Source organism: Nonomuraea maheshkhaliensis (genome assembly GCF_039529435.1).
Classification (GTDB): Bacteria; Actinomycetota; Actinomycetes; order Streptosporangiales; family Streptosporangiaceae; genus Nonomuraea; species Nonomuraea maheshkhaliensis.
On the sequence record NZ_BAAAMU010000039.1, the window covers coordinates 68,955 to 83,093 of the forward strand.

At 70.3% G+C, this 14,139-nt stretch carries 8 protein-coding genes; 3 read left to right on the forward strand and 5 right to left on the reverse strand.

Features of this window, described 5'->3' with window-relative positions; genetic code table 11:
- Positions 1-184: 184 nt before the first annotated feature.
- Positions 185-2,137 carry a S9 family peptidase gene (locus ABFX54_RS25705; RefSeq protein WP_346108788.1) on the forward strand — a complete coding sequence of 651 codons (1,953 nt, stop codon included), beginning with the start codon at positions 185-187 and terminating at the stop codon, positions 2,135-2,137.
- Between the two features lie 546 nt (positions 2,138-2,683).
- On the opposite strand, the gene rny is transcribed toward ABFX54_RS25705, so the two are convergent.
- From rny to recA, 3 genes are all read right to left on the reverse strand, one after another.
- Positions 2,684-4,300: a ribonuclease Y gene (rny, locus tag ABFX54_RS25710; RefSeq protein ID WP_346108790.1), complete on the reverse strand. Its 1,617-nt coding sequence runs from the start codon at positions 4,298-4,300 to the stop codon at positions 2,684-2,686.
- 674 nt (positions 4,301-4,974) lie between these two features.
- On the reverse strand, positions 4,975-5,514 hold the full coding sequence (recX, locus tag ABFX54_RS25715) for a recombination regulator RecX (RefSeq protein ID WP_428834564.1): 540 nt from the start codon (positions 5,512-5,514) through the stop codon (positions 4,975-4,977).
- Between the two features lie 1,228 nt (positions 5,515-6,742).
- Positions 6,743-7,834, reverse strand: coding sequence for a recombinase RecA (gene recA / locus ABFX54_RS25720; protein ID WP_346108793.1), 1,092 nt, complete (start codon positions 7,832-7,834; stop codon positions 6,743-6,745).
- 660 nt (positions 7,835-8,494) lie between these two features.
- Between recA and ABFX54_RS25725 the strand changes: the two genes are divergently transcribed.
- On the forward strand, positions 8,495-8,812 hold the full coding sequence (locus tag ABFX54_RS25725) for a hypothetical protein (RefSeq protein ID WP_346108795.1): 318 nt from the start codon (positions 8,495-8,497) through the stop codon (positions 8,810-8,812).
- Between the two features lie 222 nt (positions 8,813-9,034).
- On the opposite strand, the gene ABFX54_RS25730 is transcribed toward ABFX54_RS25725, so the two are convergent.
- Positions 9,035-9,229, reverse strand: a complete 195-nt coding sequence (locus ABFX54_RS25730) for a DUF3046 domain-containing protein (RefSeq protein WP_111184544.1) — start codon at positions 9,227-9,229, stop codon at positions 9,035-9,037.
- Positions 9,230-9,469: 240 nt separating this feature from the next.
- Positions 9,470-9,958 carry a VOC family protein gene (locus tag ABFX54_RS25735; protein ID WP_346108797.1) on the reverse strand — a complete coding sequence of 163 codons (489 nt, stop codon included), beginning with the start codon at positions 9,956-9,958 and terminating at the stop codon, positions 9,470-9,472.
- An 89-nt stretch (positions 9,959-10,047) separates the two neighbouring features.
- Between ABFX54_RS25735 and ABFX54_RS25740 the strand changes: the two genes are divergently transcribed.
- Positions 10,048-14,139: DEAD/DEAH box helicase (locus tag ABFX54_RS25740; RefSeq protein WP_346108798.1), on the forward strand; the 4,092-nt coding region annotated here is incomplete at its 3' end.

The following is a 14,139-nucleotide window of genomic DNA, read 5'->3' on the forward strand; positions in this document are numbered from 1 at the left end:
AACCACACCCAGCCACCGTCCAACCACACCCTGGCTGAGGCACGCCCAGCCACCCCTGGCTGAACCTCTCAGCGACTGAACGCTGCCCCGGCCCCCTCCCCTCCTCTCCCCCGGAGCCGTTCACGCGGGCTGAACTGTGAGGACAGCACCGCACGCCCGGCGATCTTCCGGCAGGATGCGAGGTATGCCTTTCTGGCCCTCCCCCATTTCGACCAGAGACGTGGCCGGCTCCGCCGTACGTCCCGGCTGGCCCACGCTCATGGACGGCCGGACGTGGTGGACCGAGGACCGTCCCGACGACGGCGGGCGTACCACGGTCGTGCGCCGCGCCGCCGACGGCACCCGTCGTGACCTGCTGCCCGCCCCGTGGTGCGCGCGCACCCGGGTTCACGAGTACGGCGGCCGCCCGTACGCGGTGACCCCCGAGGGGGAGGTGGTCTTCGCCAACCTGCAAGATCAGCGCCTCTACCTGTTGCCGGAAAACGGCGAACCGAAACCCGTCACTCCGCCGGGTTGCCGCTACGCGGATCCGTTGGTGCGCGACGGACAGGTGTGGTGCGTACGCGAGCACCACGCGGAGGACGGCAAGGTCACCAGAGCCGTCGTCTCCGTCCCGCTCGACGGCGGTGAGATCCGCGAATGGGCCACCGGCTGCGACTTCTACGCCTCTCCCACCATCTCCCCCGACGGACGACATCTCGCCTATGTCTGCTGGGACCACCCCCGCATGCCCTGGGACGGCACCGAACTGCGCGTCGTCCGCCTCTCGGACGGCGACTCCTGGGAGGTGCGGGGCGGCGTCACCGAATCCGTCCTGGCTCCCGCCTGGAAGGACGACACCCGGCTCTACCTGGTCTCCGACTCCTCGGGCTGGTGGAACCTCTACGAGATCGGCCTGCACGGCGACGGGGCGCGAGCGCTCCACCCGGCCGAGGAGGAGTTCACGCTGCCGCCGTGGCGACTGGGCGGGATGCCGTACGCGGTCCTCGCCGACGGCCGGCTCGCGGTCCTGCACGGGCGCGGCGACCTGCGACTCGGCCTGCTGGACCCCGCCTCAGGCGCCCTCACCGACGTCGAGGCCCCTTACAGCGGCTGGGACGCCGTCCTGGCCACCGACGGCACCGCTGTGACCGGCATCGCGTACGCCCCCACCACGCCCCGTTCGGTCGTGACCGTGGACCCGGCGACAGGCTCCCACCACCCCCTCACCCCCACGCCCTCCGCCCTGCCCGACCCCGCCTACCTGCCCGTCCCCCGCCCCGTACGAATCGGCGGCACCGCAGATCGGATCGCACGGATCAGCGACACCACCGACCAGAACACCCGAATCGCCAGCACCACCGACCAAGACACACAAACCAGCGACACCACCCACCAAGACGCACGGATTGGGGATACCACCCACCAAGACGTGCACGCCTTCCTCTACCCACCCCACACCGAAGCCGCGCAGCAGTCCGGCCCACCCCCTTACGTCGTCTTCGTACACGGCGGCCCGACCGCTCACGCCGACACCGCGCTCGACCTGGAGAAGGCGTTCCTGACCTCGCGCGGCATCGGCGTCCTCGACCTCAACTACGGCGGCTCGACCGGCTACGGCAGGGCCTACCGCGACCGGCTCAAGGGCCAGTGGGGACTCGTGGACGTCCGCGACACGATAGCCGCCGCACGGTGGCTGGCCGAGCAGGGCCTGGCCGACCCCGCCAGGATCGCCGTACGCGGGGGCAGCGCGGGCGGCTGGACCGTGATGGCGGCCTGCTGCAGCTCCGAGGTGTTCGCCGGTGGCGTGTCCTACTACGGCGTCAGTGCACTCGCCCCGCTGGCCGCCCACACCCACGACTTCGAGTCACGCTACGTGGAGTGGCTGGTCGGGCCGGAGGATCCCCAGGTGTACGCCGCCAGAGAGCCCCTGGCCCTCGTAGACGGAGCCACCCGCCCCATGCTGCTCCTCCAGGGCCTCGACGACCCGGTGGTCCCACCCGAGCAGTCAGCCGCCTTCGCCGACGCACTGTCCGAACGTGGCGTGCCGTGCACGTACCTGGCCTTCGAAGGCGAGTCCCACGGCTTCCGCCGCACCGAAACCCGAGCAGCGGCCCTAGCCGCAGAACTGGCCTTCTACCAGCAAATCTTCATCTAACCCAAACCCCAGCCCCAGTCCCTAGCCCCCCGAACCTCCGGCCCCCTGAACCTCGGACCCGCAACCCCCCGCACCCCGGCCCTCGGACTCGCGATCCTCGGACCCGCAACCCCCCACGCCCCGGCCCTCGGACTCGCGATCCTCGGACCCGCAACCCCCGCGCTCCGAACCTCGCCCCCGAACCTCTCGGCCCCGCACCAACCACCCGGATCTCGAACCCCCGATCCTCGGACTCGCCAACCCCAGACCGCCAAACCCCGGATCCCGACCCCTCGAACCCACGATCCCTAGCCCCCGGAACCTAGGACCCGGGAACCTCGGCCACCCACACCCTCATACCTCCGGACCTCGAATCCCCGAATCCCGAACCTCTCGGCCCCGCACCCCCGAACGTCGGATCCCCAAACGCCGGACCTCGGATCCCTGAATCCCGGATCCCCGAACCACTCAGACCCTTGAACCCCCCGACCCCCGAACCTGGCTACGCGGAACCCGACCATTCACGCGTACCCGCACAAACACCTGCACCTGCACCTGCACCTGCACCTAGCGAGCGAACTCGGTCGCCCGTGACTCCCGCACCACCGTGATCCGGATCTGCCCAGGGTAGGTGAGCTCCTCCTCCACCTGCTTGGCCACGTCGCGAGCGATCACCTGAGCCTGAATGTCGTCGATCGCGTCAGGCTTGACCATGACCCGGATCTCCCGGCCCGCCTGCATGGCGAACACCTTCTCCACGCCCTCGTACGACTGCGCGATCTCCTCCAACCGCTCCAACCGCTTGACGTAAGCCTCAAGGGACTCGCGCCGCGCACCGGGACGGCTGCCGCTGATCGCGTCGGCGGCCTGCGTGAGCACCGCTTCGACGGTACGCACCTCGACCTCGTTGTGGTGCGCCTCGATGGCGTGCACCACGTCCTCCTCCTCGCCGTACCGGCGGGCGATCTCCGCGCCGATCAGCGCGTGACTGCCTTCGACCTCGTGCGTGAGAGCCTTGCCGATGTCGTGGAGCAGGGCGCAGCGCTTCATCAGCGTCTGGTTCATCTTCAGCTCGGCGGCCATGATCCCGGCGATGTGCGCGGACTCGATGAGGTGCTTGAGCACGTTCTGTCCGTACGAGGTGCGATAGCGCAACTGCCCGAGCAGCAGCGTCAGCTCGGGATGCATCTCGGTGATCCCCAGCTCGACGAGGGCGTCCTCACCGGCCCGCGCGCACAGGTCCTGCACTTCCTGGCGGCTGCGGTCGTGCGCCTCCTCGATGCGCTGCGGGTGGATGCGGCCGTCCAGCACCAGCTTCTCCAGCGTCAGCCGCGCCGTCTCCCGCCTGACCGGATCGAAGCACGACAGCAGCACCGCCTCCGGCGTGTCGTCGATGATCAGATTGACCCCGGTCGTGGACTCGAACGCGCGGATGTTGCGCCCTTCGCGCCCGATGATCCGGCCCTTCATCTCGTCACCGGGCAGGTGCAGCACGCTGACGACCGACTCGGCCGTCTGCTCCACCGCCAGCCGCTGCACGGCCAGCGTCACGATCTTCGTGGCTCGCTTCTCGCCCTCCTTGCGGGCGGCGCCCTCGATCTCCCTGATGATCAGCGCGGCCTCGCGCTTGGCCTGGTTCTCGATCTCCCTGACCAGCTCGCTTTTGGCCTGCTCGCCGGTGAGCCCGGCCACCCGCTCCAGGATGACCCGCCGCTCGTCCTCGACCTGGAGCAACTCCTCCCGGCGGTCGGCCAGCTCGACCTCGGTCTCGGCCAGCTTCCTGTCCCGTTCGGACTGCCGCCTGGCCTCCTCGTCCAGCCGCTGCTCCCGCTCGGCCAGCCTGGCCTCACGGCGTTCGAGGTCGGAGCGGAGCTCCTTGAGCTCGGACTTGAGTATCCGGCTCTCCTCCTCGACCTCCCGCCGCGTCTGCGCGGCGCTCTCGGCGGCCGCCTCCGACCTGCGCAGGATCTCTTCAGCGTCGGTCTCCGCCTTGTGCCGGATCTCCCGCGCCTCTTCACGCGCCTGTTCAAGCTCCTCGTGCACGACGTGCACCTGCTCGGCACTCGGCTTGCCGGCGCGGGGCTGGCTGCCCGAAGTGCGCCGTATGACGACGAGGAGCGCCGCGATCATCCCGAACGCGAGCACGAGCACCGCCACCATCAGCACCACGACCAGCGGCCCCATGTACGCCCCGCCCTCCTCGCGTCGTCAAGAACTCATAACGCGGCCACAAAACGGGAGGGGTCACAGGCGCGCTGCGCAGAGCCCGGTCGGCGTCTTCACCAGTATCGATGTCAAGCCAAGGCTGACCGGGCGTCGACTGCTCCAGCCGACACCTCGTCCGCCTCGATCATCCAAGCTCGTTCGTCCGTCGTTCACCGGTATGGCAATCCGCGCTGCGCGGAGTAACTCCTCACTGCCGTCGAGGTTATGCGTCGAACAGGTCACGAGCAAGCAAACGCGTCATCAAGCGTGTCTTACAGGCCCGCATCTCCACATCCAGCCCGATATCCCCCATTAGTGCCCGAATAGCCCAGTATGCGACCCCGCCCTACCCCCCCAATCCCCACCAACCCAGACAACCCCCGCGGTGGTGGGGCTTCTGTGCCCGCCGTACACACTCCAAGTCACCTCAAGGAACGACGCCCGCCGAGCAGAACGGGCCACATCCCACAGAACGGTGCATCTCCACCGACTCCACCTGATTCGCCCAGGTCAGCAATGCGCAACACGACCGTTCCCCCACTCGGCACGACGCAACTCCGACGCCGCCGGTACGGGACCCGCACAGGCCCCCATGCAGCACTCGAACCACCACACAAACGATCGACCAGCAGAGGACGGGAGGGCTCAAGGGGTTAGGAGAAGTCTTCCTCGATCTCGATGCCCTCCTGCTCAAGCGCCTCCCGGATGACGCGGAAGGCCAGTCCAGAGGGATAGCCCTTGCGCGCGAGCATGCCGGCCAGCCGTCGCGTCCGTACCTGCGGGTCGAGGGACCTGGTGGAGGCGAGCTTACGTTCGACCAGCCTCCGGGCCGTCTCCGCTTCCTGGTCGGGGTCCAGTCGCTCGACGGCTTCGTTCACCGTGTCGCTGTCGACACCCCGATGACGCAACTCGGCCGCCAGCGCGCGCTTGGCCAGCCCGCGACCGTGATGCCGTGAATCAACCCAAGCCTCGGCGAATGCCTCATCGTTGATCAGCCCGAGCTCGGAGAACCGGCTCAGCACCGCCTCAGCGGCCTCCTCCGGCACGTCCCGCTTACGCAACGCCTCGGCTAGCTGAGCCCGGGTCTTGGGCGCCATGGTGAGCAGGCGCAGGCAGATGGCCCGAGCGACGGACTCCGGGTCGGCATGCGCCTGCGACCCGGCCCCACTCCCCTCATCCGGCCCGTCAGACAACCACCCCCGCTTCCGACCACCGTCCCCATTCCGTCTACCGCCCCGACGCCCACCGCCACGACCCCGAGCATTACCGCCACCGCCATAGGGCCAAGCATCCCCATCAGATGGCCCGCCCTCGCCACCACGCGGCCCGGCTTCGCCACCACGCGATCCGCCTACACCGCTGCTAAACCCGCTCCCATCGCCGGATGACCACGCGCCGCCACCAGATAGCCCGCTTTCACAGGCGGTCGGTCCGCCTACACCGCCATGCGGCCCAGCGTCGCCATCGCGCGGCCCACCTGCACCGCCATACAGGCCGGCGTCACCATCACGGAACCCGGCCCCACCGCCGTACGGCCGAACATCGCTGCCGGACGGCCCGATTCGGCCCCCGCGCGGCTCGGTTTCGCCGTCGTGGGAGCCGGCTTCGCTGTCGTGTGGTTCGGGTTCGCCGTTGCTTGACCTGCCGGGGCGGTTGCGGAAGCGGCTTGATCGGGCGCGGCTTCCGTAAGTGTCGGCGAGTCGGTCCGTTCCTTCTTCGGGGTCAGGCTGCCCCGAGCTCCCGCCCCAGCGTCCGGTCTCCTCACCAGGCCGCCCGGCTGTGCCTTCGGGCTCGTCAGGTTCGCGATCGGACCATCGGGACCTCTTTCCGGAACGACCGGGCTTTCTGCCGGATCCGCTGGAGCGGCGTCCCTTGCTTGACCAGCCCGTGCCGCCGTCGCTCTGGTCGGATGCGAACCAACTGCTTCCGGCCAGCACCTTGGAGTGCCAGTCGTCCGCGGTTCCTGCCTTGGACCGGGCTTCGGCGGAGGGTGTGTCGTTGCGTGGATCTTGTGAGTCGTCCGGATGTGGCCGACCGTCCTGGGGACGTGGCAGGGCATCCTGGGCACCCTTCTCGTCACCGCCGGGATCCAGGGATGTGCTGGGTTCCGGGGGCGTGCTCGTGGGAGTGGTGTCAGGAGCGGCCTGTTGGGTTGGAGGGTCTTCGTGGGGAGTGTCTGATTGTGGTTGCGAGGGCTCCGATGGTGGGGGGTCTGTGTCCGGCGGGGCGGCGGCGGAGGGTTCCGCCGCCTCGGCGGCGCGCAGGCGGATGCGTTGCTCGCGCCACTCATCCACCGACGGCCAGCCGTCCGTGGCCGAACGGGCCAGGTCGCGCCTGCGTGACGAAGTGGGCTCAAGCTGAGCGCCCCGGTCTGGTGGAGGGGACGCTTGCGAGCGATCCGTGCTGCTCATGCGTGGTCGATCAGACGTCACCCGGCTTCGGGGTGGACTTCGAGCCCCGCCCCGAAGGAGCGGCTGCGGCCGGAGCCGGAGCGGCGGCCTCGGCGGGGGCGTCGAGACGCGGGCCCACGCCCAGCTTGTCCTTGATCTTCTTCTCGATCTCGTTGGCCATGTCGGGGTGGTTCTTCAGGAAGTTGCGGGCGTTCTCCTTGCCCTGGCCGAGCTGGTCGCCCTCGTAGGTGTACCAGGCGCCGGACTTGCGGACGAAGCCGTGCTCCACGCCCATGTCGATGAGGCCGCCCTCGCGGGAGATGCCCACACCGTAGAGGATGTCGAAGTCGGCGACGCGGAAGGGCGGGGCCATCTTGTTCTTGACGACCTTGATCCTGGTGCGGTTGCCGACCGCCTCCGTGCCGTCCTTGAGGGTCTCGATGCGGCGGATGTCCATCCGGACCGAGGCGTAGAACTTCAGCGCCTTACCGCCGGTCGTCGTCTCGGGGCTGCCGAACATGACGCCGATCTTCTCGCGGAGCTGGTTGATGAAGATGGCGGTGGTGCCGGTGCTGCTGAGGGCGCCGGCGATCTTACGCAGCGCCTGGGACATGAGGCGGGCCTGGAGGCCGACGTGGCTGTCGCCCATCTCGCCCTCGATCTCGGCCTTGGGCACCAGGGCCGCCACCGAGTCGATGACGATGATGTCGACGGCGCCGGACCTGATCAGCATGTCGGCGATCTCAAGCGCCTGCTCACCCGTGTCGGGCTGGGAGACCAGCAGCGCGTCGGTGTCGACCCCGAGCTTCTTGGCGTATTCGGGGTCGAGGGCGTGCTCGGCGTCGACGAACGCGGCGATGCCGCCGGCCCGCTGGGCGTTGGCCACCGCGTGGAGGGCGATCGTGGTCTTACCCGAGGACTCAGGACCGTAGATCTCCACGATGCGGCCGCGCGGCAGGCCGCCGATGCCGAGGGCGACGTCAAGGGAGATCGACCCCGTGGGGATCACCTCGATGGGAGCTCGGGCGTCGTCGCCCAGTCTCATGACGGAGCCCTTGCCGAACTGCCGCTCGATCTGAGCGAGCGCGGTCTCGAGGGCCTTCTCGCGGTCGTTGATAGCCATGGAACTCCCCCTGGAGGGTCGTGGTCCGATCAGTCGAGTGAAAGCTACGGCCTGCCACCGACAATTTCTGCCGCAGTCGGGGAAGACGTGGCCCGGCTTTCATATCGTAGCCGAACGGCTGTTCGATCTCAGCAGGAACACGCAGGTCGTCATTGATCATCAGGCTCCTGGACCCCGTTCGACTCGAAACCGCTCAATGAACTGGTCGAGGGATTGGTGGATGAACTGGTCGAGGGCCAGGGCTTGGGCTTCTTGGGCTTGGGTGACATAGGTCCGGGCAGGCGACGGGGCTGGGGGGTGACTCTCGAAGGCTCGGGCCGTGGGTCGCAGGTCGAGGTCGGGTCGTGCAAGGCCGGGACTGTGCGGGTCCAGGACTGGGGTCCAGGACTGGGGTCCAGGACTGGGGTCCAGGGCGGGTGGACGGTGCTGGTGGGCGGTGCTGGTGGGCGGTGCTGGGGTTGGGGCGAGGGCGGAGGGCGAACGGGCGCGGATGAGCGGGCGATTCGGACAGGTACTGGGGTGGAGGGCGGGTGAGGACGGGATGCGCGTCCGCAGGAAAGAACGGCGCTCCGATGATGTACGCGGACGGTTGGGCACCGTGTGTTGTCAGGCGCGATGAGCTGGGGAGACTCAGTGCAGGGCGACAGTTGGAGGCGGCACGTGGCGAGCGGCTTCACCGGGGAACGACGTGTCCATCTCGAGGCTCTCGCCGACCTGCTGCCCGCCTACGGCCTGGTCAGCCGGATGGTCGGCGGTGAGGATCCGGTGTTGTGGGTGTGGCATCCTCGCACCGGCCGTCAGACGATCGTCTTCGCCACCCCCTCGAACAACGGATGGCAGCTGTTGTGGTCGCCGGGCGGGCAGGGCTCCGCGGACGAGCTGGACCGTGCGGCCACCGCCCTTCGCCGGACACTCGCGCCGGACGAGCAGGACCACGAAGACCGCCCGGACCCGCCCGGGCCACTCCGGCCGCCCTGACTAGAGCGTCGTGGCCTTACCGGCACCGCCGGGCGCCCGTGTACGTCGAGGTGCGCAGTCGGCGCGGCCACCCCTCCGGCACGGTCGCCCCTGCTGGTACGCGCCCCCACCGGTGCGGCCGACCGAGCCGATTCGGCCACCCGCGTCCGTTCAGTCACCCGATCGGTGCAACACCACCCGAGACCGGCACGAACACCCCAGAACGACCACAACCCGCCCCGATCACCGCAGCTTGGGCGACACGTCCTCCACCTGGCAGACCGCGCGCCACACCGTCTTAGCACTCTCCCCGTCAGCCAGCGCCTGCACCACGGTCCGCCCGCCCAGAGGCGCGAGGACGTAGTCGCGGGCCCACGACTCGGCGTACGTCTCGCCGAAGTGGGCGTTCATCCGTCTCCAGAACTCCGTCAGGCGCATGGACTCAAGTATGGAATCCCCGGAGGTGTGGGTAGGACATCCTCATGCCAAAGACCCCCAAGTCTTCACCCCCGAAGACAGCCAGAACCAAGGCCAACAGAACCAGACGCCGCCGGTTACTGCGCGCGCTGCGCCAGACCGTACGTGAGGAGAAGGCGGAGCGCGCCGAGCGGCACGCGGGCATCAGACAGGCACCACGTGCGGGCAAGCCGCGTACGCGCAGGGCGTCGCGGCGTTAGGTCACATCACCCGCGCGCCGTACATCTCACCGAGATGGTCGGCGAGCAGCTCCAGCCGGGCGCCGTCGGGGTCCTTGAAGTAAATGGAGGCGCCGCTCTCTATCTGGTGCGGCACGCCGGCCATCTCCAGCTTCCCGCGAAGCCGCTCCCACGTGGCGGGGTCGACGGAGATCGCGATGTGGTGGAGCCCGCCGAGCACTTCCTGGTACGGCCCGAGGTCGAGGCCGGGGAAGTCGAAGAAGGCGAGCAGGTTGCCGTTGCCGATGTCGAAGAAGAAGTGGTTGGAGCCCTTGTAGTCGCGGTTTTCGATGATCTCCGTGAGCGGGAACTCCAGGAGTTCTTGGTAGAACTTGATGGTCCGTTCCACGTCGGAGGAGAGCAGGGCCATGTGGTGGAGACCGCGCGCGCTGCTCGATGGCCGGTGCGGTAACACGTAACGCTCTCGTATGTCCGTACGGCGGGCTTCGATGGCCGCGTAATCGATGGTCACGGTCGCTGTATGTCCACGCGGGCGGCCCCTCAATCGCACGGCGCCGGGCCAAATGGTTTTCTGTCGGTGGCGCGAGGCAGGATGGCTGGGTGAGCTCGCTAGCCCAGTTCAGCCAGGTGACCAGGCAATGGTTCACCGGAGCCTTCCAAGCTCCCACGGCCGCCCAGGAGGGGGCGTGGGAGTCGATCTCGCGTGGCGACAACACCCTCGTCGTCGCGCCCACCGGGTCGGGCAAGACGCTGGCCGCGTTCCTGTGGTCGCTCGACCGGCTGGCCGCCGAGCCGCGGCGCGAGCCCGATCCGGGCGGTAAGGCGGGCACGCGCGTGCTCTACGTGTCGCCGCTCAAGGCGCTGGCGGTCGACGTCGAGCGTAACCTGCGCGCGCCGCTGGCCGGGTTGAAGCAGACGGCGCGCAGGCTGGGGTTGCCGGTGCCGGAGATCTCGGTGGCGATCAGGTCGGGCGACACTCCTGCCGAGGACCGCAGGCGGTTCGCGGCCAGGCCGTCCGACATCCTGATCACTACGCCGGAGTCGCTGTTCCTGCTGCTCACCAGCCAGGCGCGGGAGGCGCTGCGGAGCGTGGAGACGGTGATCGTGGACGAGGTGCACGCGGTCGCGGGCACCAAACGCGGCGCTCACCTGGCCATCACTCTCGAACGGCTCGACGCCCTGCTCGACAAGCCGGCGCAGCGGATCGGGCTGTCGGCGACCGTGCGGCCGGTGAGCGAGGTGGCCGCGTTCCTGGGCGGGGCGCGACCGGCCACCGTGGTGCAGCCGCCGTCGGACAAGCGGATCGAGGTCGAGGTCGTCGTTCCCGTCGAGGACATGACGGAGATGGAGGGCCGGCCACGCGGGGAGCCGGCGGAGGAGGAGTTCGCGCCCGAGCCGGCCAACCGGTCGATCTGGCCGCACGTGGAGGAGCGGCTGTTCGACCTGATCGAGGCACACAGCTCCACGATCGTGTTCGCCAACTCGCGGCGGCTGGCCGAACGGCTGTGCACCCGGCTCAACGAGCTGGCCTACGAACGCGAGCACGGCGCCGCCGCCGAGGCCGTCGACCTGTCGATCTGGGAGACCGGCCCGGCCGTCGAGCCGAGCCTGGACGCGGGGCCGGCGGGCGGCGATTCAACGGGCAGGACCGACTCGCAGGGCGCGGCCGGATCGAAAAACGGAGCCGGGTCGAAAGGCGGGGCCGAGTCGAAAGGCGGGGCCGGGTCGAGGGCTGAGGGTGGCGCCGGGAACGCGGGCGTCCGGGGGCCGCGGGAGCCGTCTCAAACGTCCGGGCCGGTCAGGCGGATGCCCGCCGACATGATGGCGCAGGCCGGATCCGGCGGGGGCGTCGTGTCGGAGATCGTACGCGCTCACCACGGCTCGGTCTCCAAGGAGGAACGGGCGCAGATCGAGGAGGCGCTGAAGTCGGGCCGCCTGCCGGCCGTGGTCGCCACCTCCAGCCTTGAGCTGGGCATCGACATGGGCGCGGTCGACCTGGTCGCCTGCGTGGAGGCGCCCCCGAGCGTGGCCAGCGGGCTGCAGCGCATCGGGCGGGCGGGCCACCAGGTGGGCGCGGTGTCCAGGGGGGTCATCTTCCCGAAATACCGTGGCGATCTGGTGCAGACGGCCGTGGTGGCCGAACGGATGAAGAGCGGGCTGATCGAGGAGCTGCGCTATCCGCGTAATCCGCTCGACGTGCTGGCCCAGCAGGTCGTGGCGATGACCGCGCTCGACGAGTGGACGGTCGACGAGCTCGAAGAGGTGGTCAAGCGGGCCGCCCCTTATGCGACGCTGCCGAGGAGCGCGCTGGAGGCCACGCTCGACATGCTGGCCGGGCGTTACCCGAGCGAGGAGTTCGCCGAGCTGCGCCCGCGCATCGTGTGGGACCGGGTGACCGGCACCCTGCGGGGGCGGCCGGGCGCGCAGCGGCTGGCGGTCACCAACGGCGGCACGATCCCCGACCGCGGCCTGTTCGGCGTCTTCCTGGTCGGCGAGCGGGCCTCCAGGGTGGGCGAGCTGGACGAGGAGATGGTCTACGAGTCGCGCGTCGGCGACGTGTTCGTGCTGGGCGCGACCTCCTGGCGGATCGAGGACATCACGGCCGACCGGGTGCTCGTCTCCCCCGCGCCCGGCCAGCCGGGCAAGCTGCCGTTCTGGCACGGCGACGCGCCTGGCCGGCCGGCCGAGCTGGGGCGGGCGATCGGGCAGTTCCTGCGCGAGCAGGCCAGACAGGATTCCACCGAACGGATGCGCGCCGCGGGCCTCGACGAGTTCGCCTCGGGCAACCTGCTGTCCTACCTCAAGGAGCAGCGCGAGGCGACCGGCTACGTGCCCGACGACCGCACCCTGCTGGTCGAACGCTTCCACGACGAGCTCGGCGACTGGCGGGTGGTGATCCACTCCCCCTACGGCGCGCGGGTGCACGCCCCGTGGGCGCTGGCGATCAACCGGCGGCTGCGCGAGCGCTACGGCATCGACGTGCAGGCCGTCCACTCCGACGACGGCATCGTGCTGCGCATCCCCGACACGCTGGCCGAGCCGCCGACCGACGTGGCGGCGTTCGACGCCGAGGAGATCGAGCAGATCGTCACCGAGGAGCTGGGCGGATCGGCCATGTTCGCCTCCCGGTTCAGGGAGTGCGCGGGCCGGGCGCTGCTGCTGCCGCGCCGCACGCCGGGCCGGCGCAGCCCGCTGTGGCAGCAGCGGCAGCGCGCCGCCCACCTGCTGGGCGTGGCCTCCCGATACGCCTCGTTCCCGATCGTGCTGGAGACGATGCGCGAGTGCCTCCAGGACGTCTTCGACGTGCCGGGCCTGGTGCGGCTCATGCGTGACATCGCCGCGCGCCGGGTGCGGCTGGTGGAGGTGGAGACCTCGCAGGCCTCGCCGTTCGCGGCCTCGTTGCTGTTCCACTACGTAGGCGCGTTCATGTACGAGGGAGACGCCCCGCTGGCCGAACGCCGGGCGCAGGCCCTGGCGCTGGACACCACGCTGCTGGCCGAGCTGCTCGGCCAGGCCGACCTGCGCGAGTTGCTCGACCCCGACGTGATCTCCGACAGCGAACGCGAGCTGGCCAGGCTCGACCGGCCGCTGCGCGACCCGGAGGACCTCGCCGACCTGCTGCGCTCGCACGGGCCGCTGCTGGCGCCCGACGTGAGCGTGCGCGGCGGCGATCCCGCCTGGCTGGAGGAGCTCGAACGGGCCCGGCGGGCGATCAGGGTGCGCATCGCGGGCGAGGAGCAGTGGGCGGCCATCGAGGACGCGGCCCGCATGCGTGACGCGCTGGGCGTGCCGCCGCCTGTGGGGGTGCCGCACGCCTTCCTGGAGCCGGTGCCCGATCCGCTGGCCGACCTCGTCGCCCGGCACGCCCGCACGCGCGGGCCCTTCCACGCCGACACGGCCGCCGCCAGGTTCGGGCTCGGCGTGGCCGTGGTGAGCGACGCGCTGCGGCGGCTGGCCGCGACCGGGCGGGTCGTCAACGGCGAGTTCCGGCCGGGCGGGCGCGGCGAGGAGTGGTGCGACGCGGGCGTGCTGCGGATGCTGCGCCGCAGGTCGCTGGCCAGGCTGCGCAAGGAGGTCGAGCCGGTCGCCCCCGAGACGCTCGCGCTGTTCCTGCCCGCCTGGCACGGCGTCACCGGCTCCGGCACGGGAAGCGGCGTCGGCGGGCCGCGCGGTGAGTCGATCGGCGCGGCCCGGGCCATGGACTCCCTCGTCCGCGCCATCGAACAACTCCAGGGAGCGGCCGTGCCCGCCTCGGCGCTGGAGACCCTGGTACTGCCGTCGCGGGTGCCCGCCTACCATCCGGCGCTGCTCGACGAGCTGACCTCGGCGGGTGACGTGATGTGGGTGGGTCAGGGCTCGCTGCCCGGCGGTGACGGATGGGTGTCGCTCTACTTCGCCGACACGGCGCCGCTGCTGATGCCCGAACCCGCCGAGATCACCATGACGCCGGTGCACGAGCGGGTGCTTGAGCTGCTCGGCGGGGGTGGGGCGCTGTTCTTCCGCGGGATCTCCGACCAGGTCGGCTCGCTGGACGACGCGACCTTGGTGTCCGCGCTGTGGGACCTGGTGTGGGCGGGGCGGATCTCCGGCGACACCCTCGCGCCGCTGCGTGCCACGCTCGGCACCGGGCGTCCCGCGCACCGGCCGGCCACGACGCGGCGGCGCCGGGCCGTGCTGCCCAGCCGCAGCGGG

Bases quoted from the DNA above. Each gene is read 5' to 3' on its own strand.
- ABFX54_RS25705 (WP_346108788.1), top strand. From the start codon at position 185: ATGCCTTTCTGGCCCTCCCCCATTTCGACCAGAGACGTGGCCGGCTCC.
- rny (WP_346108790.1), bottom strand. From the start codon at position 4,300: ATGGGGCCGCTGGTCGTGGTGCTGATGGTGGCGGTGCTCGTGCTCGCG.
- recA (WP_346108793.1), bottom strand. From the start codon at position 7,834: ATGGCTATCAACGACCGCGAGAAGGCCCTCGAGACCGCGCTCGCTCAG.
- ABFX54_RS25730 (WP_111184544.1), bottom strand. From the start codon at position 9,229: ATGCGCCTGACGGAGTTCTGGAGACGGATGAACGCCCACTTCGGCGAG.